16 protein-coding genes, 19 tRNA genes, 3 rRNA genes and 2 pseudogenes are annotated in these 26701 nt (G+C 48.5%); 6 read left to right on the top strand and 34 right to left on the bottom strand.

What is annotated here, in order from left to right; genetic code table 11:
• Nucleotides 1-13: 13 nt before the first annotated feature.
• The 6 genes from menC to CW734_RS07575 all read right to left on the bottom strand — a co-directional run bounded on the left by menC (nucleotide 14) and on the right by CW734_RS07575 (nucleotide 7304).
• The gene (gene menC, locus CW734_RS07600; RefSeq protein ID WP_101190040.1) at nucleotides 14-1075 is read right to left on the bottom strand and encodes an o-succinylbenzoate synthase; all 1062 of its coding nucleotides are present in this window, start codon (nucleotides 1073-1075) and stop codon (nucleotides 14-16) included.
• On the bottom strand, nucleotides 1066-2496 hold the full coding sequence (locus CW734_RS07595; protein ID WP_101192163.1) for an o-succinylbenzoate--CoA ligase: 1431 nt from the start codon (nucleotides 2494-2496) through the stop codon (nucleotides 1066-1068). Before CW734_RS07595 ends, menC begins: the two co-directional genes overlap by 10 nt.
• 91 nt (nucleotides 2497-2587) lie before the next feature.
• Nucleotides 2588-3409, bottom strand: coding sequence for a 1,4-dihydroxy-2-naphthoyl-CoA synthase (gene menB / locus CW734_RS07590; protein WP_058381162.1), 822 nt, complete (start codon nucleotides 3407-3409; stop codon nucleotides 2588-2590).
• A 1-nt stretch (nucleotide 3410) separates the two neighbouring features.
• Nucleotides 3411-4232: a 2-succinyl-6-hydroxy-2,4-cyclohexadiene-1-carboxylate synthase gene (gene menH / locus CW734_RS07585; protein WP_101190039.1), complete on the bottom strand. Its 822-nt coding sequence runs from the start codon at nucleotides 4230-4232 to the stop codon at nucleotides 3411-3413.
• Entirely contained in the window at nucleotides 4229-5926 is a 1698-nt protein-coding gene (menD, locus tag CW734_RS07580; RefSeq protein WP_101190038.1) for a 2-succinyl-5-enolpyruvyl-6-hydroxy-3-cyclohexene-1-carboxylic-acid synthase, read from the bottom strand. Before menD ends, menH begins: the two co-directional genes overlap by 4 nt.
• Nucleotides 5913-7304: an isochorismate synthase gene (locus CW734_RS07575; protein WP_101190037.1), complete on the bottom strand. Its 1392-nt coding sequence runs from the start codon at nucleotides 7302-7304 to the stop codon at nucleotides 5913-5915. The genes menD and CW734_RS07575 overlap by 14 nt, the downstream gene beginning before the upstream one ends.
• 160 nt (nucleotides 7305-7464) lie before the next feature.
• On the opposite strand from CW734_RS07575, the gene CW734_RS07570 reads away from it, so the two are divergent.
• Both CW734_RS07570 and CW734_RS07565 read left to right on the top strand, forming a co-directional pair.
• Nucleotides 7465-8379 (top strand): 1,4-dihydroxy-2-naphthoate polyprenyltransferase, encoded by a 915-nt coding sequence (locus CW734_RS07570; protein WP_101190036.1) that lies wholly within the window; start codon nucleotides 7465-7467, stop codon nucleotides 8377-8379.
• A 136-nt stretch (nucleotides 8380-8515) separates the two neighbouring features.
• Nucleotides 8516-9449, top strand: a pseudogene (locus tag CW734_RS07565) (DMT family transporter).
• A gap of 43 nt (nucleotides 9450-9492) precedes the next feature.
• On the opposite strand, the gene CW734_RS07560 reads toward CW734_RS07565, so the two are convergent.
• The 23 genes from CW734_RS07560 to CW734_RS07445 form a co-directional block, all read right to left on the bottom strand.
• Nucleotides 9493-9564, bottom strand: a tRNA-Glu gene (locus tag CW734_RS07560).
• Between the two features lie 99 nt (nucleotides 9565-9663).
• Nucleotides 9664-9738 (bottom strand) — tRNA-Asn (locus CW734_RS07550).
• A 4-nt stretch (nucleotides 9739-9742) separates the two neighbouring features.
• Nucleotides 9743-9819 (bottom strand) — tRNA-Ile (locus tag CW734_RS07545).
• Between the two features lie 7 nt (nucleotides 9820-9826).
• Nucleotides 9827-9897 (bottom strand) — tRNA-Gly (locus tag CW734_RS07540).
• Nucleotides 9898-9901: 4 nt separating this feature from the next.
• Nucleotides 9902-9977 (bottom strand) — tRNA-Phe (locus tag CW734_RS07535).
• A gap of 14 nt (nucleotides 9978-9991) precedes the next feature.
• Nucleotides 9992-10067, bottom strand: a tRNA-Asp gene (locus CW734_RS07530).
• Between the two features lie 3 nt (nucleotides 10068-10070).
• Nucleotides 10071-10146: transfer RNA gene (locus CW734_RS07525), tRNA-Met, on the bottom strand.
• A 42-nt stretch (nucleotides 10147-10188) separates the two neighbouring features.
• Nucleotides 10189-10279, bottom strand: a tRNA-Ser gene (locus CW734_RS07520).
• 15 nt (nucleotides 10280-10294) lie between these two features.
• Nucleotides 10295-10371: transfer RNA gene (locus CW734_RS07515), tRNA-Ile, on the bottom strand.
• 6 nt (nucleotides 10372-10377) lie between these two features.
• Nucleotides 10378-10449, bottom strand: a tRNA-Met gene (locus tag CW734_RS07510).
• 21 nt (nucleotides 10450-10470) lie between these two features.
• Nucleotides 10471-10546: transfer RNA gene (locus CW734_RS07505), tRNA-Ala, on the bottom strand.
• Nucleotides 10547-10552: 6 nt separating this feature from the next.
• Nucleotides 10553-10627, bottom strand: a tRNA-Pro gene (locus CW734_RS07500).
• 24 nt (nucleotides 10628-10651) lie between these two features.
• A tRNA-Arg gene (locus CW734_RS07495) sits at nucleotides 10652-10728 on the bottom strand.
• 25 nt (nucleotides 10729-10753) lie between these two features.
• Nucleotides 10754-10842 (bottom strand) — tRNA-Leu (locus CW734_RS07490).
• Nucleotides 10843-10864: 22 nt separating this feature from the next.
• A tRNA-Gly gene (locus tag CW734_RS07485) sits at nucleotides 10865-10938 on the bottom strand.
• A 1-nt stretch (nucleotide 10939) separates the two neighbouring features.
• A tRNA-Leu gene (locus CW734_RS07480) sits at nucleotides 10940-11022 on the bottom strand.
• A gap of 21 nt (nucleotides 11023-11043) precedes the next feature.
• A tRNA-OTHER gene (locus CW734_RS07475) sits at nucleotides 11044-11118 on the bottom strand.
• 9 nt (nucleotides 11119-11127) lie between these two features.
• A tRNA-Thr gene (locus tag CW734_RS07470) sits at nucleotides 11128-11203 on the bottom strand.
• 12 nt (nucleotides 11204-11215) lie between these two features.
• Nucleotides 11216-11291: transfer RNA gene (locus tag CW734_RS07465), tRNA-Val, on the bottom strand.
• 8 nt (nucleotides 11292-11299) lie between these two features.
• A 5S ribosomal RNA gene (rrf, locus tag CW734_RS07460) occupies nucleotides 11300-11412 on the bottom strand.
• A gap of 136 nt (nucleotides 11413-11548) precedes the next feature.
• Nucleotides 11549-14457 (bottom strand): 23S ribosomal RNA (locus CW734_RS07455).
• 183 nt (nucleotides 14458-14640) lie between these two features.
• A 16S ribosomal RNA gene (locus CW734_RS07450) occupies nucleotides 14641-16180 on the bottom strand.
• Together the 16S, 23S and 5S rRNA genes with 19 tRNA genes alongside form the textbook arrangement of a ribosomal RNA operon.
• Before the next feature lie 354 nt (nucleotides 16181-16534).
• The gene (locus CW734_RS07445; protein WP_101190035.1) at nucleotides 16535-17437 is read right to left on the bottom strand and encodes a DMT family transporter; all 903 of its coding nucleotides are present in this window, start codon (nucleotides 17435-17437) and stop codon (nucleotides 16535-16537) included.
• Nucleotides 17438-17533: 96 nt separating this feature from the next.
• Between CW734_RS07445 and CW734_RS07440 the strand changes: the two genes are divergently transcribed.
• Together CW734_RS07440 and CW734_RS07435 are read left to right on the top strand one after the other, a co-directional pair.
• Complete coding sequence (locus CW734_RS07440; RefSeq protein ID WP_101190034.1) at nucleotides 17534-18265, top strand: MgtC/SapB family protein; 732 nt, start codon at nucleotides 17534-17536, stop codon at nucleotides 18263-18265.
• Between the two features lie 13 nt (nucleotides 18266-18278).
• Complete coding sequence (locus tag CW734_RS07435) at nucleotides 18279-19268, top strand: cation diffusion facilitator family transporter (RefSeq protein WP_101190033.1); 990 nt, start codon at nucleotides 18279-18281, stop codon at nucleotides 19266-19268.
• Nucleotides 19269-19305: 37 nt separating this feature from the next.
• On the opposite strand, the gene CW734_RS07430 is transcribed toward CW734_RS07435, so the two are convergent.
• The 4 genes from CW734_RS07430 to pruA all read right to left on the bottom strand — a co-directional run bounded on the left by CW734_RS07430 (nucleotide 19306) and on the right by pruA (nucleotide 24797).
• A complete protein-coding gene (locus tag CW734_RS07430; RefSeq protein WP_101190032.1) occupies nucleotides 19306-20469 on the bottom strand; it encodes an iron-containing alcohol dehydrogenase in 1164 nt (387 codons plus the stop codon).
• Between the two features lie 110 nt (nucleotides 20470-20579).
• Entirely contained in the window at nucleotides 20580-21824 is a 1245-nt protein-coding gene (locus tag CW734_RS07425; RefSeq protein WP_101190031.1) for a Glu/Leu/Phe/Val family dehydrogenase, read from the bottom strand.
• A gap of 81 nt (nucleotides 21825-21905) precedes the next feature.
• Nucleotides 21906-23099: an ornithine--oxo-acid transaminase gene (locus tag CW734_RS07420; RefSeq protein WP_101190030.1), complete on the bottom strand. Its 1194-nt coding sequence runs from the start codon at nucleotides 23097-23099 to the stop codon at nucleotides 21906-21908.
• Nucleotides 23100-23252: 153 nt separating this feature from the next.
• Nucleotides 23253-24797: an L-glutamate gamma-semialdehyde dehydrogenase gene (gene pruA / locus CW734_RS07415; RefSeq protein ID WP_101190029.1), complete on the bottom strand. Its 1545-nt coding sequence runs from the start codon at nucleotides 24795-24797 to the stop codon at nucleotides 23253-23255.
• 139 nt (nucleotides 24798-24936) lie between these two features.
• Here pruA and CW734_RS07410 point away from each other — a divergent pair, with 139 nt between their 5' ends.
• Both CW734_RS07410 and CW734_RS19650 read left to right on the top strand, forming a co-directional pair.
• Nucleotides 24937-25989, top strand: a complete 1053-nt coding sequence (locus tag CW734_RS07410) for a sigma 54-interacting transcriptional regulator (protein WP_332871036.1) — start codon at nucleotides 24937-24939, stop codon at nucleotides 25987-25989.
• Between the two features lie 124 nt (nucleotides 25990-26113).
• Nucleotides 26114-26242: a helix-turn-helix domain-containing protein gene (locus CW734_RS19650; RefSeq protein WP_332871035.1), complete on the top strand. Its 129-nt coding sequence runs from the start codon at nucleotides 26114-26116 to the stop codon at nucleotides 26240-26242.
• A gap of 24 nt (nucleotides 26243-26266) precedes the next feature.
• On the opposite strand, the pseudogene yugI reads toward CW734_RS19650, so the two are convergent.
• Nucleotides 26267-26637 (bottom strand): annotated as a pseudogene (gene yugI, locus CW734_RS07405) (S1 domain-containing post-transcriptional regulator GSP13).
• Nucleotides 26638-26701 lie beyond the last annotated feature (64 nt).

Genomic DNA, 26701 nt, shown 5'->3' with positions numbered 1-26701 from the left:
ATCGGCGAGTTTTTTATATGTTCAGCTTATATCCGATTCCTGGGCTTTCGCTTAATTTGATTTCCCCATGCTCCACACGGATTTCCGGAGAAACGATATCTGCCTGCCAAAAATGGCCTGAATCTGAAAAATCCCCAGTCAGTTTCACTTCGGGCAGCGATGCAAGCGCCAGATTATGCGCTTTCGATACGCCAAACTCGATCATGCCGCCGACCCACATCCCGATCTGTTCATTTCTGCAGAACTCGACGACTTTCAAGGTTTCTGTCCAACCACCGAGACGACCCATCTTCAAGACGATAATATCCCCTGCTTGCTGTTCTGCCATGCGTTTCACATCGTCGAGGCTATGGATACTTTCATCCAGGCAGATCGGCGTCGTCATTTTAGAACGTGCAGCACTATGGGCATCCCACTCCTGTTCGCTATAGGGCTGCTCGATCAACGCAAAACAGGCCTGGTCGAATGCCAGCAGCTCTTCCAATGCCCGCCCTGAAAAACTGCCATTGGCATCGGCATAGAACGAAATCTCTGGATTGGCCGCAACCAAGCTTTTCAATAAAGCCGCATCGGTTTCAGGTGAAATTTTCAGCTTGATGCGTCGATAACCTCTGCCGATCGCTGCTTTTACGTTGGGTGCCAGTTCATCGCTCTCTCCTGCAACAACCACACCTGCAGGGATTGTTTTCCGAACTCCCCCGATGAATTCATACAGCGGCACGCCTTGACGTTTCGAAAATAAATCCCATACAGCCATTTCTAAAGCGGCTTTAGCCATATGATTGCCTTTTACTTTGGAAAATAATCTTTCCAGCTCTGTCGGATGCTCCAAACGTTCATTTAGCAATAGCGGAGCCAGCACCTGTTCCATCACAAAGCGGCTGCCCGTTACGGTCTCTTCAGTATACCAAGGTGTATCAAAAGCAACACATTCACCGTAGCCTTCGCGCCCTTGAGCATCCCGGACGATCACTATTGTCACTTCCCGCTCCCGTACTTTCTGCAAGACAGTAATGAAGGGCTGGTTCAAAGGCTTCTTCACTTTACGAAATTCAATGCCGGCAATTAAAGCCATTTCTTCAATTCCCTTCTGAGCAGTTTATTCGATGCATTCCGCGGCAACTCATTCACTGCTCTGAACAGTTTTGGCACTTTATAGCCGGCCAGCTGACCGCGGCAAAATTCCGCCAGCTCATCCAACACTGCAGGATCATCGAGCACGACAAATGCAGCTGGCACTTCTCCCCACGTGCTGTCTGCCATTGCGCAAACCCCGGCTTCCCGGACGGATGGATGTGCCATCAAAACCTTCTCGATTTCTGCCGGATAAACGTTCTCCCCGCCAGAAACGAGCAGATCCGAGCGCCTGTCGACGACGAATAAAAATCCTTCTGCGTCTAAATAACCGATATCACCTGTTGCAAGCCAGCCGTCTTTTTGCACGTCCCGGTCTTTGAACTTGCCGATATAGCCAGGGGTCACTTGAGGCCCCTTTATGAGGATCTCTCCCGCTTCCCCTGTCTTTGCCCCGTCGATTTTTACTTGGTATAAAAATAGCGGCTTGCCGGCAGAACCGATCTTCGTTTTCGCATCAGCCGGCTGCAAAGTCGTCGTCTGCGAAGACGTTTCGGTCATGCCATAGGTTTGGAGCACTTGAATGCCATGCGCTTCCGCCATTTGCAAATAAGACACCGGAACCGGGCCGCCCCCCGCAAGAACCTGCTTGAAGCGAGTGGAAACGCTCAGTTCGCGCTGCTCGATTTCCCGTAGCACTTGATCAAGTGTGACAGCGACCATCGAACTGTGCGTCACTTGCCCTTTGCACAATTCATCCGCACACACCGCGGGGTCGAATTTTTCGTAAAGCCGGACGCCCATTCCATAAACAAGCGAACGCATCAAAATCGAGAATCCGCTGATATGGAATAAAGGCACTGTGCATAGCCAGACATCGTCGGGAGACACGCCCAAATTCAGCGCAGAAGACACCGCGCTCGAAAAATGGTTTTCAGCTGTCTGCCTGACTCCTTTTGGATTGCCTGTCGTTCCCGAAGTATACATGATCGACACGGTGCGGTTCCTCGCCCACTCCGCTTTTACTGTAAAGTCCACAGATGGCGCCTGTCTCAATTGTTCAAAAGAAACCGGCTGCGATGCCGCCACCTTCTCGCAGAGTTCACTAGTTGCAAATACCTGGTCCACCTTGGCATCTTCGATTTGGTAAGCAAGTTCCGCTCCAGCCAGCCGTTCATTAAGCATGACCATTTCACAGCCGATATGCAGGCAGCCGTACATGACAAAAACAGCTTCGGCATTCGATCTAGCGAGCAAGGCCACACGCGAATGTTCCGTAATGCCAAAATGGGCCAGCTTCCCGGCATAATCGAGCGCTATTTTGTTCACTTCCCCAAACGTCCATTCATCCTCGCCGAACGATAAAGCCAATTGATTTCCCGTCAGGTAAGCACGCTGCGAAAGCCAATTCGGATATGTCATTTTCAAAATCCTTTCCTCAAGCAAGTTCATTTATTCGCCGTTGATTGAAAAAAGCTGCCTTCGAAGAAGACAGCTCAATTCATTCATATAATCAAGGGAAACGCGGGAATTGGCCGAAGTCCGGTTTGCGTTTTTCTTTAAACGCATCGCGGCCTTCTTTCGCTTCATCCGTTGTGTAATAAAGCAAAGTCGCGTCGCCAGCCATTTGCTGAAGTCCAGCAAGGCCATCTGTATCCGCATTCATTGCCGCTTTGACGAAACGCAATGCAGTCGGGCTCATTTCAAGCATTTCCTCACACCATTTAACGGTTTCGTCTTCCAACTGCTCGTAAGGTACCACTGTGTTGACAAGGCCCATATCAAGCGCTTCCTGTGCATCGTATTGGCGGCACAAGTACCAGATTTCGCGAGCTTTCTTATGTCCGATGATGCGTGCCAAATAGCCGGAGCCATAGCCTGCATCAAATGAACCGACGCGCGGTCCAGTTTGTCCGAAGCGTGCGTTGTCTGCAGCAATCGTCAAATCACAAACAACGTGAAGCACGTGTCCGCCGCCGATCGCGAATCCAGCAACCATTGCAACAACCGGTTTTGGAATGACGCGGATCAAACGCTGCAAGTCCAAGACGTTAAGGCGTGGAATTTCATCTTCCCCAACATAGCCGCCGTGTCCGCGGACGGATTGGTCTCCGCCTGAACAGAATGCTTTTTCGCCTTCACCTGTCAAAACGATGACACCAACATCCGAGTTGTCGCGCGCGCGTGAAAACGCGTCGATCAATTCATGAACCGTTTTCGGGCGGAATGCGTTGCGTACTTCCGGACGGTTAATGGTGATTTTTGCAATCCCATTATATGTTTCGTATTTAATGTCTTCATATGTAAGTTCTGTAACCCATTGACGTGTTGACATACTAGTCCTCCTCATTAATTCCATTTAATCGTTCCATAACCATTGTAGCAAATTCAGCCGGTTTTTCCACATGAATCGCATGTCCCGCTGAAATGATGCGATGTTCCACATTCGGCAATAACTCCTGCATCTCAAGCGCGGTGGCGCAAAACTTCAGATCTAGTTCTCCGGTCACCAGCAAAACTGGCATCTCCAATTCCGGCAAACAGTCCCAATAAGATCGCTGTGAACCTGTGCCCATGCCTTTCAAGCTATTCGCCAAACCTTGTACAGTCTGTGCCAATCGTTCTTGTTTTACTTGCTGCCGCACATGTTCAGGCAATGATTTCTGGCTGTCGAACAACGGGATGTTCTCCCATTTCTCAACGAATTGCTCTAGTCCACCATCAAGGATATTAGTGGCTAGCTGAGCATCACGTTCTCGCCGCTCTTCTCTTGCAGCTTCTGATTTCAAGCCAGGTGAAGCACTTTCCAAAACAAGCTGGTCAATGCGGTGTGGAAATTCACAAGCATAGGCAAGCGCCGTGCGACCGCCCATTGAATAGCCGAGCAATGTGAATTTCTCCAACTTCATTTCCTTAAAAATGAAATCAAGGTCATCCAGTTGCCGCTCCATCGCATAACGGCTTTCGTCTGCCGGGCTTTCTGTCTGGCCATGCCCAATCAAGTCGATCGCCACTATCCGATAGTCTCTCCAGTTTTCAATGGCCGTTTTCCATGTAGCAGTGCTGCCCGTAAAGCCGTGAAGCAAAACCAGAACAGGATGGGCTCTATCTCCCACTACTTCAATATGGTAGCGGACACCATTCGCTATCAATTTCATGTATTTAGCACCTCATCGAGCCGGCCCCACAATTTCCGGTGAACCGTTACGTTATTGACGCGGTTTGTTGCCACTTCAATGATGCGCACCGGTTTGTCTTTCGGTGTTCTAAGCGCCGACTGCAATTCTTCCACAGTCTTCGCTGAGTAATATTCCGCATCGTACATTTCAGCTGCTGCTTTGAACTGGATTCCTGTCGGCGTGCCGAAGAGTTCCTCGTAGTAGCGCTCTTCTTTTGACTGCGGCAAATAAGAAAATATCCCGCCTCCATCATTGTTCATGACAACGATCGTCATATCGGCAGCTTGCAGTTTCGATGCAAGCAAACCGCTCATATCATGCAGCAAAGCCAAATCACCGATCAATAGATAGCTAGGCCGTTTATTCGCTGCCTGGATCCCGAAAGCAGTCGATACCACTCCGTCTATGCCATTGGCGCCGCGGTTGGCATAAATCCGGACGTCCCGTTGCGTCACCTGGAAATAGGTATCTGCATCCCGTATCGGCATACTGCTGCTCACAGTTAAATCACACCTGTCGAGCTCATCAAAAAAGGCTTTCGCCAATACGCCTTCATCCAATTCTTGCTGGCAATGGATAGACATCGTCTCCTGCACAAATTCCCCTGCTTTTATCCATTGTTCGAGATACGGATTCGACGATTTCGCTTCCAAACTCAACTTCCATAGGGCAGAAGCATGCTGTTGGATGTGATGCGTGACAGCTGATTGGGGGTCTCTGAGCATCGGGCTTTCATCGAGCACGACATAACTTGCAGGCTCGGCTTTCCCTAAAAACAGGCTGAGCGGCTTGGACACAGGCTGAGGTCCAATTCTTACCACCACGTCCGGCGCTACACTGTCAGCAAATTTCTCATTCTTCAGCAAGGCATCATACGAATCGACGATGATACCCATTAGATCATCAGGTACATTCGAGCGCAGATTCGACAACGGATCGGCAAGCACTGGCCAACCGAGCCGGCGGATAAACTCCCATTGCTCCGATGAAACCAGAGCCGTATTTTCCCCAGCGATCAGCAAGCCCCGTGAATGGCTGAACACTCCTCGTAAAAATGCCACAGCTTCATCAGTCAGCTGCTGACCGCTTTCAAAACGGTATAGCTCTCTTTTGCTTTCATAAGGCTGTTCGAAATCAATGCCAAGCGGTTCACGGAATGGCACGTTCAAATGAACCGGTCCCTTCGGCGCGGTTTCAGCCATTGCTGCTGCACGCCCCAAATGGCGCTTCAAAAACTCTAAACGGTTGCCTTGCTCAGGCAACGGCAAATCAGCCGACCATTTGACATGGGAGCCAAATAAATTGATCTGGTTGATTGCTTGTGGAGCTCCGACATCACGAAGTTCATGAGGACGATCCGCTGTCACCACGAGAAGTGGCACACGCGCATAATAGGCTTCCACAATCGCGGGAAAATAATTGGCTGCCGCAGTCCCTGATGTACAAATCAAAACAACTGGACTGTTCGAAGCTTTTGCCAAACCTAGTGCATAAAACCCAGCCGATCGTTCATCGATTTGCCGGTACGTCTCTATCCCCTCTTGTTTCATGAAAGCATAGGCAAGAGGCGTCGAACGCGAACCCGGACTGATAACCGCCTTTTTCACCCCTGCATGTAACAGCGAATGTGTAAATGCCGAAACATATTCAGTTAAAAACTCACGATTCGTCATGCAAATTTCCTCCCAGCACACGAAGCATCGGGCGGAACTTCACCCATGTCTCATCATATTCGGCTTCTGGTGTAGAATCTGCCACAATGCCGCCGCCTGCGAATAAATACGCTTTATCTCCATCAAGCAAAGCGGAACGGATCGCCACAGCGAATTCACCATCGCCTTTTGCGTCGATCCAGCCGATCGGCGCCGCATAATATCCTCTATTCAAGGGTTCATACGAACGAATTAAGCTCAATGCCTGCTGTTTTGGCTCCCCACCGAGTGCGGGTGTCGGATGTAGCGCTTCAACAAAATCCAGTAACGAACTGCCTTTTTTCAGCTTGCCTTCCACCGGTGTATACAAATGTTGTATATCCCGAATTTTCATCAGCTTAGGATTTTGCGGAATGCGCGGATCTGAACAATGCTCCTCGAACACGTCACCGATCATCTGGACAACATACTGATGCTCAGAACGGTTTTTCGAATCATTTAATAAGGCTTGCCCCAAGGCCTCATCCTGTTCAACGGATTGACCGCGGGGTGTAGAACCTGCCAAACACGTTGACAATGCTTTTTGTTGTTCCACTTTAACGAGGCGCTCCGGAGTCGCCCCAAAGAAGAATTGCTCGCCAGCTTCCAGCCCGAACAAAAAACTTTCAGGCTGTTCATTTGCTGCTTGGTAAAGGGCAGATGCCGGCGCCAAAGCTTTTGTAAAACGAAGCCCCAGTGCTCTTGCGATAACCACTTTATCCACTTCTCCTGCACGGATTACGTCCGTCACTTTTTCGATGGAGCGCATATATTCGTCTTTTTTCAGTTCCTTCTTTTCTGAAACTTGAGGTTTTTGATACGCTTTCGGCTCCGAAACTTGCGCGCCATGGATCAACCGGTCACGTTCTTTACGCAACATTTCAAAATCCATAAAGCTGTTTGGCTGCTTAGTAATCAAATGGACACTGACATACGCCTGCTCTCCTTTGATAATAAGCTGAAATGTCGGCACAGCAAAATAAGCCTGCGGGAAATTTCGCCACTCGCTCGGCTGATTATTCAAAGGATCAAATGAAAAACCGCCGAATAGCACTGGCTGAACGGCTGTTTCTTCATTCACCAATTGGGCACTCAGCGCTTTCCAGTCCTTCTGAATGCTGCTGAATCGTCCTTTATAATCGTCAGCCGTCAGCACATAAGCATGTCCAAGGCCCACCATCGTAAAGGACTTTTCACGATTCTGCCAAAACATGCGCTTACCTTCGTACTGTTCCTGCCCAGCTTCGAAAAATGCCAGAGCAGACATGGTCGATACTTCAATTGTTTCTGTATAGAAGCGATAGCCGCTGAAGCGATTCGCTTCCATTTGTTCAGTTGATGAATACGATTGTGAATTCACCGGATTACCTCCGTTTACTGCAGCTTCAATTCACTGCGATACATTTTATCTCTACCTTCTATCATACCCCTTTCTCTGGAATTCAGCACAACATATGCTGTAAATCTCTGTGTTTTGAAGTACAATATAGGTTGGATAGAAATGAATAGGAGAGATAGAAATGACACATTCCATACAAGCTGATAGTGGATGGCGCGTCTGGTGGCAGCTCACCCGGCCCCATACTTTAACGGCATCTTTTGCCCCAGTATTCCTAGGGACAATGATTGCAATCCATTATACCGCTTTAAATTGGGCGCTGTTCTTAGCCATGCTGATCGCAAGCCTACTGATTCAAGCAGCAACCAATATGTTCAATGAATACTATGATTACGCGAGAGGGCTCGATACTGAAGAATCCGTTGGCATTGGAGGCGCTATCGTCCGGAATGGTGTTTCACCGAAAACCGTTCTCGTTCTGGCATTCCTGCTTTACGCTATCTCTGCTGTATTAGGACTTTATATTGCAGCTTCCACCAGTTGGTGGCTATTGGCAGTTGGTGGCATTGGTATGCTAGTCGGTTATTTTTACACCGGTGGGCCATACCCGATCGCATACACGCCATTAGGTGAATTGTTTTCAGGATTGTTCATGGGCTTCCTTATAGTGATCGTAGCTTTTTATATCCAAACAGAAACAATTACCTCTACCGCTGTTATGTTAGCTGTACCCAGCACATTACTCGTAGCCGCAATTATGATGGCCAATAACATCCGCGACATGGTCGGAGATAAAAAAAGCGGTCGGCGCACTTTGGCTATATTGGCTGGCAGACCGGCTGCAGTTACCATCTTCATGTGGTTCTTTATCTTATCTTATGCTTGGATTATTTTATTGGTGATCCTTGGCATCGTTACACCTTGGGCTTTATTGGTGCTATTGAGTGTTATTAAGCCACTTAAGGTAATTATGGCTTTTAAGCGCTTCACTGAACCATTGCAAGTAATGCCTGCCATGAAGGATACAGGCATCACGAATACTTTATTCAACTTCCTGTTGGCAATCGGTCTACTAGTAGATTATTTTTTATCTTAATACTTAAAAGCTGATGGCAATGAGCCATCAGCTTTTAAATATTGAAAATAACTCTGGGAAGTCTTCTATTAATAAGTGTGGTGAAAACTCTTTGAATGCGATATATTGTATCTAATATATACAAAAGGGGTTTTCTATGAAACCAATTTTATTAGGCCTTGCCGGAGCAATGTTTTTGCAGTTACTTTTGTTGTTAATGCTTTAATGGAGGCACAAGGAGGCCATTGGGTATGGAGCGCGTCCCTGCGCTATCTATTTATGATCCCTTTCCTCTTATTAATTGTAATACTTAGGGTAATATACCCCCTCCTCCAGGAAATGAAGAAACATAAAGTAAAATGGTTATTGTGGAGTTTCATAGGATTCGGTCTTTTTACGCCCCACTGTGTTTTGCAGCAGCACACTCTCCAGGCTGGCTAATAGCTGGAACTTGGCAATTTACGATTATTGCTGGAACTTTACTGGCTCCTCTTTTATCGTTAAAATTCATATATCCGGTCAAACCGTAATACAAAAGCAACGCATCCCCATTAAAGGCTTATTATTCTCAACTATTATCTTAGCTGGAATAGCCCTTCTTCAACTTGACTACTTAACCAATGTTACTATTTCCACGTTGCTGCTCGGGTTAGTACCCGTTTTGATAGCAGCTTTGCCTACCCCTTGGAAATCGTAAAATGATGGAGGTTTGCGAAGGTCGTCTAGATGCATATCAACGCGTGCTTGGAATGACGATTGCCAGTCTCCCGCTTTGGTTGGTTCTCTATTTATGGGTTCTCGACAACTGGGTTGCCTTCTAACTCTCAAATTTATCAATCTTTGATAGTTGCCATCTGTTCAGGAGTAATAGCGACTGTTCTATTCTTTATGGCGACCGATATGGTCAGAAACAACATGTCAAAGCTTGCCGCAGTTGAAGCCACGCAATCTATGGAAGTTATATTTGCATTAATAGGTGAGTTTCTTCTTTTAAGCATAGCTTTTCCTTCCCAATAGCATTAATTGGCTTAACCATGGTAATACTAGGAATGGCAATACACAGTTTCGCTTCACACAATGAACAAAATTAGAAAAGAAAAAGCGTCATGCATATGAATGCATGACGCTTTTAATATGACCCTACGGGATTCGAACCCGTGTTACCGCCGTGAAAGGGCGGTGTCTTAACCCTTGACCAAGGGGCCAAATACTGGCGGAGAAGGAGGATTTGAACCCTCGCGCCGGTGTTACCGACCTACACCCTTAGCAGGGGCGCCTCTTCAGCCACTTGAGTACTTCCCAGTATGGCTCCGAAGGTGGGACTCGAACCTACGACCATCGCATTAACAGTGCGGTGCTCTACCACTGAGCTACTTCGGAACAATGGTGGGCCTAAGTGGACTCGAACCACCGACCTCACGCTTATCAGGCGTGCGCTCTAACCAGCTGAGCTATAGGCCCATTATTGGGCGGGTGAAGGGAATCGAACCCTCATCATCAGCTTGGAAGGCTGAGGTTTTACCACTAAACTACACCCGCAATATGGTGGGTCAGGACGGAATCGAACCGCCGACACTTAGAGCTTCAATCTAATGCTCTACCGACTGAGCTACTGACCCACATATTTATAAAATGGCGGTCCCGACCGGGATCGAACCGGCGATCTCCTGCGTGACAGGCAGGCATGTTAACCGCTACACCACGGGACCATTTGGTTGCGGGGGCAGGATTTGAACCTGCGACCTTTGGGTTATGAGCCCAACGAGCTACCGAACTGCTCCACCCGCGATAATAGTATTGAATAAAATAATTGTCCACTCATTTTTAAAATGGAGGAGGAAGAGGGATTCAACCCCGCGGGATTTGACTCCCCTGTCGGTTTTCAAGACCGATCCCTTCAGCCAAACTTGGGTATTCCTCCGTGATAAATATTAAATGGTGGACCTTGCAGGACTCGAACCTGCGACCGGACGGTTATGAGCCGTCTGCTCTAACCAACTGAGCTAAAGGTCCTAAAAGTGGCGGCAGAGGGATCGAACCCCGACCTTACGGGTATGAACCGTACGCTCTAGCCAGCTGAGCTACGCCGCCAGGATCTTTAAATTGTATAGTTGGTGGAGCCTAGCGGGATCGAACCGCTGACCTCCTGCGTGCAAGGCAGGCGCTCTCCCAGCTGAGCTAAGGCCCCATAAAGTGGTCGGGAAGACAGGATTCAACCTGCGACCCTTGGTCCCAAACCAAGTGCTCTACCAAGCTGAGCTACTTCCCGACTAAATAGGATGATGACAAAATATGGCGCGCCCGAGAGGACTCGAACCTCTAACCGCTTGATTCGTAGTCAAGTACTCTATCCAATTGAGCTACGGGCGCATAATATAAAATTTGATAAAACAGTTGGTGCCGAGGACCGGAATCGAACCGGTACGGTAGTCACCTACCGCAGGATTTTAAGTCCTGTGCGTCTGCCAGTTCCGCCACCCCGGCGGGGCATTGGACAGATAAAAATTGGAGCGGAAGACGGGGTCGAACCCGCGACCTCCACCTTGGCAAGGTGGCGTTCTACCACTGAACTACTTCCGCTTGGTGCGGGTGAAGGAGTCGAACCCCACGCCCGAAGGCGCTAGATCCTAAGTCTAGTGCGTCTGCCAGTTCCGCCACACCCGCGTGGCAATTATGAAATTAAAATGGTGAGCCATGAAGGATTCGAACCTTCGACCCTCTGATTAAAGTCAGATGCTCTACCAACTGAGCTAATGGCTCAAACATGAGTGGTGCCGGAGAAAGGACTTGAACCCTCAACCTACTGATTACAAGTCAGTTGCTCTACCAGTTGAGCTACTCCGGCATAGAGTAAAAATGGTGGAGGATGACGGGATCGAACCGCCGACCCTCTGCTTGTAAGGCAGATGCTCTCCCAGCTGAGCTAATCCTCCATATGTATGCCCAGCGACGTCCTACTCTCACAGGGGAAACCCCAACTACCATCGGCGCAAAGAGCTTAACTTCCGTGTTCGGGATGGGAACGGGTGTGGCCTCTTTGCCATCATCACTGGACTATAAGGTTTTGAAAGACAAGTTTTTTATTATACCAACTCTGACGAGTTTTACAAGTCTTTTTGCCTAAAGGCAAAAGTCCTTGTTCTTTCAAAACCGGATAAATCGACATTGGGGAAACGCGCGTTTCAGTTTGTTGGTTAAGTCCTCGATCGATTAGTATTCGTCAGCTGCACGTGTCGCCACGCTTCCACCCCGAACCTATCTACCTCATCGTCTTTGAGGGATCTTACTTGCTTGCGCAATGGGAAATCTCATCTTGAGGGGCTTCGTGCTTAGATGCTTTCAGCACTTATCCCGGCCACACATAGCTACCCAGCGATGCTCTTGGCAGAACAACTGGTACACCAGCGGTGTGTCCATCCCGGTCCTCTCGTACTAAGGACAGCTCCTCTCAAATTTCCTGCGCCCGCGACGGATAGGGACCGAACTGTCTCACGACGTTCTGAACCCAGCTCGCGTACCGCTTTAATGGGCGAACAGCCCAACCCTTGGGACCGACTACAGCCCCAGGATGCGATGAGCCGACATCGAGGTGCCAAACCTCCCCGTCGATGTGGACTCTTGGGGAGATAAGCCTGTTATCCCCAGGGTAGCTTTTATCCGTTGAGCGATGGCCCTTCCATGCGGAACCACCGGATCACTAAGTCCGTCTTTCGACCCTGCTCGACCTGTCCGTCTCGCAGTCAAGCTCCCTTGTGCCTTTACACTCTGCGAATGATTTCCAACCATTCTGGGGGACCTTTGAGCGCCTCCGTTACTCTTTAGGAGGCGACCGCCCCAGTCAAACTGCCCGCCTGACACTGTCTCCCAAGCCGCTAAGGCTTGTGGGTTAAGTTCAATACAACCAGGGTAGTATCCCACCGACGCCTCCCCGAAGCTGGCGCTCCGGGTTCTCTGGCTCCCTACCTATCCTGTACAAGTTGCACCAAAATTCAATATCAGGCTACAGTAAAGCTCCACGGGGTCTTTCCGTCCTGTCGCGGGTAACCTGCATCTTCACAGGTACTATAATTTCACCGAGTCTCTCGTTGAGACAGTGCCCAGATCGTTACGCCTTTCGTGCGGGTCGGAACTTACCCGACAAGGAATTTCGCTACCTTAGGACCGTTATAGTTACGGCCGCCGTTTACTGGGGCTTCGGTTCGCACCTTCGCTTGCGCTAAGCACCCCCTTAACCTTCCAGCACCGGGCAGGCGTCAGCCCCTATACGTCACCTTACGGTTTTGCAGAGACCTGTGTTTTGCTAAACAGTCGCCTGGGCCTATTCACTGCGGCTCTCTCGGGCTATTCACCCTACCAGAGCACCCTTCTCCCGAAGTTACAGGGTCATTTTGCCGAGTTCCTTAACGAGAGTTCACTCGCTCACCTTAGAATTCTCTTCTCGCCTACCTGTGTCGGTTTGCGGTACGGGCACCTCCCGCCTCGCTAGAGGCTTTTCTTGGCAGTGTGAAATCAGGGACTCTGAGGTAAACCTCTTGCCATCACTGCTTGATGTTATATAGAAACAGGTTTGCCTCGTTTCTCATCTCTAACTTGGACGTGCACAACCAACGGCACGCTCACCCTATCCTTCTGCGTCCCCATTACTCAAACGGCGGGAGGTGGTACAGGAATATCAACCTGTTGTCCATCGTCTACGCCTATCGGCCTCGACTTAGGTCCCGACTAACCCTGAGCGGACGAGCCTTCCTCAGGAAACCTTAGGCATTCGGTGGACGGGATTCTCACCCGTCTTTCGTTACTCATACCGGCATTCTCACTTCTAAGCGCTCCACCAGTCCTTCCGGTCTGACTTCAACGCCCTTAGAACGCTCTCCTACCACGGACATCTACGATGTCCATCCACAGCTTCGGTAATCCGTTTAGCCCCGGTACATTTTCGGCGCAGTGTCACTCGACCAGTGAGCTATTACGCACTTTTAAATGATGGCTGCTTCTAAGCCAACATCCTGGTTGTCTAAACAACGCCACATCCTTTTCCACTTAACGGATATTTGGGGACCTTAGCTGGTGGTCTGGGCTGTTTCCCTCTTGACTACGGATCTTATCACTCGCAGTCTGACTCCCAAGCATAAATCACTGGCATTCAGGTTTGTCTGAATTCGGTAACCCGGGATGGGCCCCTAGTCCAAACAGTGCTCTACCTCCAGGATTCTCTATCTTGAGGCTAGCCTAAAGCTATTTCGGAGAGAACCAGCTATCTCCAGGTTCGATTGGAATTTCTCCGCTACCCACACCTCATCCCCGCACTTTTCAACGTGCGTGGGTTCGGGCCTCCAGTAAGTGTTACCTTACCTTCACCCTGGACATGGGTAGATCACCTGGTTTCAGGTCTACAACTGCATACTCACTCGCCCTATTCAGACTCGCTTTCGCTGGGCTCCGGCTTCTCACCTTAACCTTGCATGCAATCATAACTCGCCGGTTCATTCTACAAAGGCACGCTATCACCCATTAACGGGCTCTAACTACTTGTAGGCACACGGTTTCAGGATCTATTTCCTCCCCTTCCGGGGTGCTTTTCACCTTTCCCTCACGGTACTGGTTCACTATCGGTCACTAGGGAGTATTTAGCCTTGGGAGATGGTCCTCCCGGATTCCGACGGAATTTCTCGTGTTCCGCCGTACTCAGGATCCACTCTGGAGGGAATGAACTTTCAGCTACGGGGCTATTACCCTGTCTTGCGGACCGTTCCAGGTCGCTTCCTTAATCCATTCCTTTGTAACTCCGTATAGAGTGTCCTACAACCCCAGAAGGCAAGCCTTCTGGTTTGGGCTGATCCCGTTTCGCTCGCCGCTACTTGGGAATCGCATTTGCTTTCTCTTCCTTCAGGTACTTAGATGTTTCAGTTCCTGAGTCTGCCTTCTCATGTGCTATGTATTCACACATGGATACTGCTCCATTACGAACAGTGGGTTTCCCCATTCGAAATCCCCGGATCACAGCTCACTTACAGCTCCCCGAGGCATATCGGTGTTAGCGCCGTCCTTCTTCGGCTCCTAGTGCCAAGGCATCCACCGTGCGCCCTTATTAACTTAACCACTGAGGGTCAAAATAAGTTGATCGCGAAGCGATCACGCTACTTGATGCTTGTTTCTTAATCAATGTCGATCTATCCAGTTTTCAAAGAACAAGTTCGAAAGTCAATCCTTGCGGAGTGAACCTTCAAAACTGAACGCAAAACGTCAACCCGATCCGAAGATCGGTTCCGATATAATCCTTAGAAAGGAGGTGATCCAGCCGCACCTTCCGATACGGCTACCTTGTTACGACTTCACCCCAATCATCTGTCCCACCTTCGGCGGCTGGCTCCCGTAAGGGTTACCCCACCGACTTCGGGTGTTACAAACTCTCGTGGTGTGACGGGCGGTGTGTACAAGGCCCGGGAACGTATTCACCGCGGCATGCTGATCCGCGATTACTAGCGATTCCGGCTTCATGCAGGCGAGTTGCAGCCTGCAATCCGAACTGAGAACGGTTTTCTGGGATTGGCTCCCCTCGCGGGTTTGCAGCCCTTTGTACCGTCCATTGTAGCACGTGTGTAGCCCAGGTCATAAGGGGCATGATGATTTGACGTCATCCCCACCTTCCTCCGGTTTGTCACCGGCAGTCACCTTAGAGTGCCCAACTGAATGCTGGCAACTAAGATCAAGGGTTGCGCTCGTTGCGGGACTTAACCCAACATCTCACGACACGAGCTGACGACAACCATGCACCACCTGTCACCGCTGTCCCCGAAGGGAAAGCCTAGTCTCCTAGGCGGTCAGCGGGATGTCAAGACCTGGTAAGGTTCTTCGCGTTGCTTCAATTAAACCACATGCTCCACCGCTTGTGCGGGCCCCGTCAATTCCTTTGAGTTTCAGCCTTGCGGCCGTACTCCCAGGCGGAGTGCTTAATGCGTTAGCTGCAGCACTAAGGGGCGGAAACCCCTAACACTTAGCACTCATCGTTTACGGCGTGGACTACCAGGGTATCTAATCCTGTTTGCTCCCCACGCTTTCGCGCCTCAGCGTCAGTTACAGACCAGAAAGTCGCCTTCGCCACTGGTGTTCCTCCACATCTCTACGCATTTCACCGCTACACGTGGAATTCCACTTTCCTCTTCTGCACTCAAGTCCCCAGTTTCCAATGACCCTCCACGGTTGAGCCGTGGGCTTTCACATCAGACTTAAAGGACCGCCTGCGCGCTTTACGCCCAATAATTCCGGACAACGCTTGCCACCTACGTATTACCGCGGCTGCTGGCACGTAGTTAGCCGTGGCTTTCTGGTGAGGTACTGTCAAGGTACCAGTAGTTACTTGGTACTTGTTCTTCCCTCACAACAGAGTTTTACGATCCGAAAACCTTCTTCACTCACGCGGCGTTGCTCCGTCAGACTTTCGTCCATTGCGGAAGATTCCCTACTGCTGCCTCCGTAGGAGTCTGGGCCGTGTCTCAGTCCCAGTGTGGCCGATCACCCTCTCAGGTCGGCTACGCATCGTGGCCTTGGTGAGCCGTTACCTCACCAACTAGCTAATGCGCCGCGGGCCCATCCTGCAGTGACAGCCGAAACCGTCTTTCCGTGCAGCCTCATGAGGGCCGCAAACTATTCGGTATTAGCACCGGTTTCCCGGAGTTATCCCGATCTGCAGGGCAGGTTGCCCACGTGTTACTCACCCGTCCGCCGCTAAACCAAAGGAGCAAGCTCAATGGTTCCGCTCGACTTGCATGTATTAGGCACGCCGCCAGCGTTCGTCCTGAGCCAGGATCAAACTCTCCATTATAGAGTAGTATTGATTGCTCAATAGTTGCTGGCGTATCGCCGTCTAAAAGACGCGCGATTCGCTTTGATCTGCATACGCTGATCAGTAGTTAAGTCACGAACACCGAAGTTTGGAATGGCTGATTGCTCCGACCGCCCAAGGGCGACCATCGCAAAAGCCGTTCGCGCGCCAAGGCGCTCGTGACGTCTTTCGTTGACGTTTTGCTGTTCAGTTTTCAAGGTTCATGTTGTGCGCCTTGTTTTGGCGACTTGATTACTATATCCTTTTTAAAACTCGATGTCAATACTATTTCAAAATATTTTTATCGGCTTGTTTCGAGGACATTTACAACTATAAACCGCATACTTAAAAAAATCAAGCACTTTTTCGAAAAAAGATTTTTCTAATTCTTCTATAATCAGTAACAAACAATAACAGCCCTGCAATCACAATGCTTCCACCAATAATTTGTGATTTGCTAACCAGTTCTCCAAGTATAAAATACGCCAATATTGCCGCCCCTACTGGCTCAAATAGAATAGCGATCGAAATTACGTTTGTGCTCACCCACTTTACTGCCCAATTAAATAAAGTGTGTCCAAGAAGATTCGGAATAAGAGCTAATAGAAGAAACCACATCCACTCTTCCTTAGGATAAGGACCAAACGACTCTCCTTTAGCAATAATATAGAAAAATAGCGTTACGGTACTAAAACCATACACAATAAACGTATAGGTCACTAAAGATAATCGTTTCCGGACATCTTGACCGAATAATAAATATGCAGTGATCAACGCACATGCAATGAGCGCCAATATGTCACCAAACAAAGCACTTCCACTTACCTGAAAGTCTCCATATGCAATTACAATACTCCCTGTGATTGCAACCGCCCCAGAGATTAGGGTTTTTGCAGAGAGGCGCTCTTTAAAGAAAAAGTATGTGCCGGCAAATGCAAAAAGAGGCTGCAATGTTACCAGAACAGTAGAGCTCGCTACAGAAGTGTAGTTAAGCGATTCAAACCAGAGTATAAAATGGAAAGCCAAGAAGATGCCGGCGATTGCCGAGAATACCCAGTCTCTTCTATTTAGTTTCTTTATTTCGGGCAGATAGCTATAGAGGAATACCGGGGACATTAATAGAATAGAAAATAACATCCGGTAAAAGGCAGTGACGCCCGCATCAGCTGTGGTCATCTTCACAAAGATTGCAGACATCGCAACTGAGATAACTCCGACCAGAATGGGTATATAAGGATGAATCGTTGGTTTTTCCATTAGGCACCTCTTGCTACATTAGATTTTGACATCACTTTTCAGTTTGCCATTTGCCGGCTCCACATTCAACCGCAAAGTGAAATGGAGGTTGTGATCTTGGAATTTTTCAGCGCGCTCGAAATCTCCTCATTCGAGACATTCATGAAATTAACGATTGCCGCCGTTTTAAGTTTAGTTATAGGGTTGGAAAGGGAATTAAAGAGGAAGCCTGTTGGTTTGAAGACAAGTATGGTCATTGCCACATTCAGCTGTTTATTGACCATTATTTCAATTGAGTCTGCTTATATTGCAGAATCGAGCAGCAATGAAGGTGTAAATATCACAATGGATCCGCTCCGGCTTGCAGCACAAATTGTTTCAGGGATTGGATTCTTAGGCGCCGGGGTTATCTTGAAACGAGGGAATGATTCCATATCGGGATTAACGACGGCAGCGATGATTTGGGGATCTGGCGGAATTGGCATTGCTGTCGCTGCTGGCTTTTACATTGAAGCATTGACCGCTGTCTTGTTAGTGCTCATTGGAATTGAGGTGATACCTCCTCTCCTCTTCCGTTTTGGCCCTAAACGACTGAGACAGACAGAAGCGAAACTGACTGTGTATGTTTCGGGAGAGGAGGCTATAAGCGAAGTATTGGAAGAGCTTAAACACAGTGGCATGACTATTGAAGACTTGTCGATTCTTCATCCGGAACAGCAAAATGGAACTTTGTACTACAAACTTTCGATCCGCATGTCCTACGCACAGGGAAAAGAAACCATCGACCTGTATAAGGAGATTTCTTCTATTAGTAGCGTGAAGCAAGTGGATATCGAAATGATTAACTAAAGGGGGAATTTTTTTGGGAGAATTTTTTGGATTGCTAAAGGGAGGAAATAAACCTTCACTTTACGCAGCACTCATTAATACGTTTATTGCTATCATGAAAGGCGTCGCCTTTACTTTTACCGGAAATGTTGCCATGTTCGCTGAAACGATGCACTCTATCGGTGACGCGGCGAACCAATATTTTGTTTTCATTGGATCTGCATTATCGAAAAAAGCCCCGACTAAGCGTTTTCCAAATGGTTTTGGCCGCCTGTTGAATTTAGTTTTGCTTGCAGCAGTTCTAATAGTTGGGATCATGGCTTATGAAACTATTCGTGAGGGCTGGCATCAGATGACCCACCCGATCGAAGCAGATGGCTTTATTATCAGTGTTGTTGTATTATCAATCGCTATTTTACTTGAATTATTCGTAATGTATAAAGCCGGAAAAGAAGTATTGCATGAAGCTGGCGTAAAAGGCGGCGCTCTTGCCCCGCTAACTACGAGCTTTGGGCATTTGAATCGCGCTAAACCGGCAACGAAACTCGTGTTTTTGGAAGATTTGGTTGCTACGGCTGGCGGAATTTTAGCTTTGATCGCCGTTCTAATCGCACACTATACTGGATTCCTGCAAATTGAAGGCGCAGCATCCATCGCAATCGGCTTTATGATGTTCTACGTCGTGACGAAAATTTTCTTGGATAATGCACGTGGTGTCATTGGAGAAACGGATGAACAAATGGTTAACCATATTGCACATCTCCTTTCCAATCGACCTTCCGTCAAAGACATCCGTGAACTGGAAGTAGTCAAAGAGGGTGAATTTCTTCACGTTGAAACCTTAGTGGAGGTTGACCCTAACCTGACCGTCAAAGAAGCGGACGAGTTGCAGAACCGTTTGGCTGAACTTATTTTGAGCCAGCCTAGCGTAGATGATGTAATCGTCTCACTCGATGCAGACGATGGTGAAAAACACTGGGTACACGTTAGTAAGCGTCCTGATTCATTGAAGAAACCCGAATAAAAAAATCCCGATGCATCATGCATCGGGATTTTTTATATTATAGCGAAGCTTGTAGGATTTTCTCTACATCTTCCCCGTTCAATTTATTGAAGTTACCGAATTCGCCGTAGACGAGTGTTTTGTCGACGATGTCTGAGAAACGGGAATCATCGATATCGTAATCTTTCAGGCTGCTTGGAGCCCCAATCGATGTCCAGAACTCTACGAGACGGTCGATTCCTTCGTTTGCGATTTCTTCCTCGGATTTGTTTGCAGCGTCGACGCCGAATACACGGACAGCCATTTGTGCGAATCGTGACGGGTTGACCGGCACGTTATGGCGCATCCATTGAGGGAACAAAATTGCCAAGCCGCCTGCATGTGGAATGTCATAAATCGCAGAGACCGCATGCTCGATATTATGGGATGCCCAGTCTCCGTTATAGCCCATCTGTAGGAAGTTGTTAAGCCCCATCGTTCCGGCAAATAGAATGGTTTCACGGTGCTCATAGCTTTCAAGGTCTTCCATGAGTTTCGGAGCTGTATCGATCACAGCACGCAACACGCCTTCGATCATCTGGTCTTGTACTGGCGTGTTCGTTGCATTATGGTAATACTGCTCGAACATATGCGACATCATATCCACTACCCCATAGACTGTATGGTCGCGCGGCACGGATTTCGTGTAGCTCGGGTCCAAAATAGAGAATTTCGGGAATGTCAGCGGGCTGCCCCAGCCGTATTTTTCTTCTGTTTCTTCATTCGTGATAACAGAACCGGCGTTCATTTCAGAGCCTGTTGCTGCCAAAGTCAAGACTGTGCCAAAAGGCAATACTTCTTCAGGTGTCGCTTTGCGTGTGACAAAATCCCATGCGTCGCCATCGTATTTAGCTCCGGCCGCAATAAGTTTTGTGCAATCGATGACAGAACCGCCGCCGACTGCTAGCAGCATATCGATGTTCTCTTTTTTGCAAATTTCAATTCCGCGTTTTGCTGTTGAGAGGCGCGGGTTTGGCTCTACACCAGAAAGTTCATGGATTTCGACGCCCATTTCATTTAGCTTGGCCATAACTTCATCGTAAAGGCCGTTTTTCTTGATGCTGCCTCCGCCGTATACGACCAATACTTTTTTGCCATAATTCGGCACTTCGTTTTTCAATGCTTCCAATTGCCCTTTGCCAAAAATCAATTTGACTGGGTTATAGAAAGAAAATGCGTTCATCTAATCTCCTCCTCCGATATACGTTCAGATTTCATTATGAATTTTCAATCCTGAAAAAGCAAAACATTGAGCATAAGAAAACCGCCCGGCAAATGCCGAGCGGTTGGTTTTTATACCCATCCACGGAAGCGTGAAGCTTCTGCAGTTCTCCTTGCACCGACCATATACGCGGCAAGGCGCATGTCGATATTCCGGTTGGTGGCTACATTGTATACGTTCTCAAAAGCTTCCACCAATTTCTTCTCGAGCTTCTCGTCGACTTCTTCCTGCGTCCAGTAATAACCTTGGTTATTCTGCACCCATTCAAAGTAAGAAACTGTTACACCGCCGGAACTTGCAAGCACATCAGGCACAAGCAAGATTCCGCGATCCGTCAAAATCTTTGTTGCTTCAGCCGTTGTTGGCCCGTTTGCAGCTTCGACTACGATAGAAGCTTTGATATCGTGTGCGTTTTCTTCTGTGATCTGGTTGGCGATTGCTGCCGGTACCAGGATATCACAGTCGATTTCGAACAATTCTTTATTGGTGATGGTATTGTCGAAAAGCGTTGTGACGGTCCCGAAGCTGTCGCGACGGTCGAGAAGATAATCGATATCCAAACCTGCTGGATCGTGCAGTGCACCGTAAGCATCGGAAATGCCGACAACTTTGGCTCCTGCATCGTGAAGGAATTTCGCCAAGAAACTGCCAGCGTTACCAAATCCTTGAATAACGACGCGTGCGCCTTTCATGTCAAGTCCGCGTTTTTTCGCCGCTTCATTGATCACGATCGTGACGCCTTGTGCAGTTGCTTTGTCACGGCCTTGTGAACCGCCCAGCACAATCGGCTTACCTGTAATGAATCCTGGTGAGTTGAATTCGTCAATCTTGCTGTATTCGTCGAACATCCAGGCCATGATTTGCGAGTTTGTGAAAACATCCGGCGCTGGGATGTCCTTGTTCGGCCCGACAATCTGGCTGATGGCGCGCACATAGCCACGGCTCAGCTTTTCGATTTCGTGCATGGACATTTCGCGCGGGTCGCAAATGATGCCGCCTTTACCGCCGCCGTATGGCAAGTCCACGATTCCGCATTTCAATGTCATCCACATGGAAAGCGCGATAACCTCGTCGCGGTTCACATCAGGGTGGAAGCGGACTCCCCCCTTAGTTGGGCCGACAGCGTCGTTATGCTGCGCACGGAATCCCGTGAACACTTTGGTTTTCCCATCGTCCATCCGGATCGGGATACGCACTTCCAAGATCCGCATCGGTTCCTTCAGAAGTTCATACATCGAATCTTCGTATCCAAGTTTATCCAATGCAATTTTAATGACATCCTGCGTTGACGTCAACAAGTTCAAGTTTTCAGCCATTGTTTAGTTTCGCCTCTTTGTATTTTAGTAATTACTCGCATCTAGTGTAACATGGCAAACTTCCATTTGCCACACCGATTGTTATTTTGTGAACACTTGGTGAATGCGCTCTAGTGCCCAGTCTAGCTCTTCTTTCGTGATGATCAATGGCGGTGCAAAACGGATGACTGTATCATGCGTTTCTTTGCACAAAAGCCCGAGTTCTTTCAGCTGTTCGCAGTAAGGGCGCGCAGCTTCAGTCAATTCCATTCCGATAAATAAGCCGCGTCCGCGGACTTCTTTGATTACAGGATGGTCGAGTTTTTTCAGTTCATCCATGAAGTAAGTGCCGAGCTCCTGCGAGCGTTCCGTAAGGTTTTCATCTTGGATGACTTGCATGGAAGCGATGGATACGGCGCATGCTAACGGATTGCCACCGAAAGTGGAGCCGTGTGAACCCGGATTGAATACGCCAAGCACTTCATTGTCTGCGACGACACAAGAGATCGGGAATACTCCGCCTCCAAGTGCTTTCCCGAGAATGTACATATCCGGATCTACATCTTCCCATTCGCAAGCGAACATTTTGCCGGTACGTGCAAGGCCGCACTGGATTTCGTCAGCGATGAACAAGACATTGTTTTCGCGGCAAAGTTCGCGTGCTGCTTTCAAGAAGCCTTTTGGCGGCATGATGATTCCAGCTTCGCCTTGGATCGGCTCGATGAGGAAGGCTGCAGTGTTTGGCGTAATGGCATTTTTCAATGCTTCCAAATCGCCAAACGGCACGATGTTGATGCCAGGAAGCATCGGGCCGAAGCCTCTGCGGTATTCAGGGTCAGATGAAAGTGAGACGGCAGTCATCGTACGGCCATGGAAGTTGCCTTCGCATGCAATGATTTCTACCTTGTTCTCTTCAACGCCTTTAACGTCGTATGCCCAGCGGCGTGCAGCTTTGATGGCTGTTTCCACAGCTTCCGCTCCCGTGTTCATCGGCAAGGCCATTTCTTTGCCAGAAATCTTACAGATCATTTCATACCACGGCGCCAATTGGTCGTTATGGAAAGCGCGCGACGTAAGAGTCACCCGGTCGGCTTGGTCTTTCAAAGCCTGGATGATTTTCGGATGGCGGTGGCCTTGGTTCACTGCTGAATAAGCAGAGAGCATGTCCATGAATTTATTGCCTTCCGGATCCGTTACCCATACGCCTTCCGCTTTCGAGATGACGATCGGTAGTGGATGGTAGTTCTTTGCCCCGTACTGCTCTGTTTTTTCAATGATTGACTGTGTTTGTGTCATTCCAAATTCCTCCTTAAATTAAGGCGAGACCCGCTGAGCCTGAAAGTTTTGTGAAATATTTCATCTAGATGAATGCGCTTAACGGTACCTTTTTTAAAAAAAGGCAGACACGGAGTCTGCCTTTTGTGCATCATTATACCATCAAACGAATAATCAAAACATCTCAGAAGTTGTTTGTGCTTGCATATGAAGAACCAAGTAATCTGGCCCGCCTGCTTTTGAGTCGGTACCGGACATGTTGAACCCGCCGAATGACTGATAACCTACGATTGCGCCTGTGCAGCCGCGGTTAAAGTACAAGTTACCGACATGGAATTCTTCACGTGCATACTCGAGGTGTTCGCGGTTGTTGGTGATCACGCCGCCAGTCAAGCCGTATTCTGTGTTGTTGGCGATGTCAATCGCTTCTTTGAAGTCTTTTGCTTTCATCAATCCGACAACCGGCCCGAAGATTTCTTCCTGCATGATGCGGGCTTGTGGATCCAAGTCCGCGAAGACTGTTGGGTTAACGAAGAATCCTGTTGAATCGTCTCCGTCTCCACCCGCAACTAGGCGGCCTTCGCCTTTGCCGATTTCGATATAATCCATGATTTTCTTGAATGAGTTTCCGTCGATGACAGGCCCCATGAAGTTCGATTGGTCAACCGTGTTGCCGATCGTGAGTTCATTCGTCAATTCCACAACACGCTCAAGTACTTCGTCGTAGACATCTTCTACGATGACAGCACGTGATCCTGCAGAACATTTCTGGCCGCTGAAGCCGAAAGCAGATTTGACAATGGATTGTGCAGCAAGCTCGAGGTCTGCATTGTTGTCAACGACCATCGTGTTCTTACCGCCCATTTCAGCGATCAAGCGTTTCATCCAGATTTGGCCTTCATTCACTTTAGAAGAACGTTCTGCGATGCGCAAGCCGACTTCTTTTGAACCTGTGAATGAAATGAAGCGAGTGTTCGGGTGGTCGACCAAATAGTCGCCGACTTCAGATCCCGGTCCTGGAATATAGTTGACGACGCCTTTAGGCATGCCTGCTTCTTCCAATACTTCGATGAATTTATAAGCGACAACCGGAGTTGTTGAAGCTGGCTTCAAGAGAACCGTATTGCCTGCTACCATCGCTGCAACTGTCGTACCCGCCATGATTGCGAATGCGAAGTTCCATGGAGAGATGACAACACCTACGCCGAGTGGAATATAGTCGTAACGGTTATATTCGCCTGGACGGCTTTCCATTGGCATACCGTCTTTGAGGCGCAGCATTTGGCGGCCGTAGTATTCTAGGAAATCGATCGCTTCTGCAGTATCTGCATCCGCTTCATTCCAAGGCTTGCCTGCTTCTTTTGTGAGTAGCGCCGAGAATTCGTGCTTGCGGCGGCGAATGATTGCAGCTGCTCTGAACAAGACATCTGCACGTACTTCAGGTTTCACTTTTTTCCATGTTTTGAATGCAGCATCCGCTTCTTGCATCGCTTTTTCTGCGAGTTCTTTATTTGATTTGGAGACGCGCCCAACGATTTCTTCTTTATCCGCCGGATTGAATGAAACGATTTTGTCTTCAGTCGTTACGCGTTCTCCGCCGATGATCAACGGGTAATCCTGGCCGAGGTATCCTTCAACCGTTTTCAGGCCTTCCAAGTATGCATTGCGATTCTCTTCGATCGAGAAGTCTGTAAATGGTTCATGTTTGTAGGGAATCATTGGGAATCCTCCTTATAATTGAGCGAGCGCAAAAAAAATTTGCACTCTTAATCTGTTTCCACTTATAATAATGCAAAAGATTGTTGCGTTTTTCAAGCATTTTAATCTAAAAAGTCAAAATAATTTTGAGGTGATGGCCATGAACGAACAGCAAATAGACTTGGCCCCTTTTTATAAATTCGCTGGAGATCACGTGGCTGTAGGGATACACGCCATCGACAGCAAAGGGAAAACCATTTTGTACAATCGCAAGATGCGGGAAATCGAAGGCTTCGATTTTCAGGAATTAACGGACCGGTCGCTCTTGGAGATGTTCCGTTTCGACCAAACGCAGAGCACATTGCTTCAAGTGCTGACGAGCGGAACCCCCATATTGAACATCAAGCAAACCTATTGGAACCGCAAAGGGCAAGAAATCACCACCATCAATGACAGTTACCCTGTCTTTGAAGACGAAGTGCTGATTGGAGCGATTGAGCTGGCACGAGATGTCACAACCTTGGAGCGCGTCATCTATCAACCGCTGAAGAAATACGAGGAACCGATTACCTTCGCCAGCCTGACTGCCGTATCCGCGAGCATGAAAAACATCATTGCCCGTGCAGAAAAAGCTGCCGCCGCCAAACTGCCGGTGTTATTGGTCGGCGAATCCGGAACGGGCAAAGAGTTGCTTGCAGAAGCCATCCATTCCGCCCATGCTTCTGAGCTTCCAATGCATATTCTGTATTGCCATGGGACCGATAGCCGGTTGATCGATGAGTTGGATAAGGAAATCGATCGCATGCAGCACGGCACGATTTATTGTGAGCGCATCGACTTGTTGCCGCGCGCCTTGCAAGTGCAGCTCCTAGAAGTAGTCGAACGGCATGCAGCGGGTGATTGTTATTTCGTTGCGAGTGTTGGCGATGATCCGGTCGAATTGATTTCTTCCAATACATTGGTGAAAGACCTGTATTATTTCTTCTCGGCGATGACCATCAAGGTGGAGCCGCTGCGCCGCAGGAAAGAAGACATTTTGCCGTTTGTCGATGATTATTTCTCCCGGCACCGGATGAAAGTCGGGTCGGTCATCCGTTCCTTGTCGGATGAAGTGGAGAAATTATTCCTCAGCTACGACTGGCCGGGAAACCTAAAGGAGCTTGAATTGCTGTTGATGAAATCACATCACTCGTCACGACACAGGAAATCGTGACGGCTTCCATGCTGCCGCATCATTTCAAGCTAAAACGCAAAGAGGCTCGCTGCAGCCAGAAGACTTCCTGGTCAGCTCCGATAAGGATTTGCTGCCGCTCGAGGAGTATTTGCAGGAAGCGGAAATGTATTATTTGGAGAAAGCGATGGATCTTTACGGAGGCAATGTGACGAAAGCTGCCCAGGCACCAGGCATGAGCCGCCAGAACCTTCAATACCGTTTGCGGAAAATCAAAAACGCACAATCGACTTAATGTCGGTTGTGCGTTTTATTATGCTTATTGGCCGGAACGTTTGATCCATTCCTGCATTTTGTCTTTCAATGAGTTGAAACCTTCTGAGTCGTTCTCGTTCACATGTGATTGAAGAGATTGACGTGGTTTTCGTTCTTTTGTGCTGCCGGCGGCTGTTCTTGCAACGCGGGATCGACAAGCTGATTTTTCGATTTAGCATCGACGTCCAAAACTTTCACGTCTACTTCCTGTCCAACAGACAAGTATTCGCTGACTTCTTTCACATAACCGTGCGTGATTTCTGAAATGTGGACAAGTCCTTGTGTTTGGTCGTCCAGTGCAACGAATGCACCGTATGGCTGGATTCCTGTTACTTTGCCGGAGACTTTATCTCCTGCTTGATACGTTTTTGTCATAGTTAACCGCCCTAGTCTATATCTAATTACTGTACACCTATTGGCATCTGTATATTATAGCACA

Origin of the sequence: Planococcus sp. MB-3u-03 (assembly GCF_002833405.1) — a bacterium.
Lineage (GTDB): Bacteria > Bacillota > Bacilli > Bacillales_A > Planococcaceae > Planococcus.
Note: the sequence above shows the minus strand (reverse complement) of the source record. Positions and strands in the feature narration are given on the sequence as shown.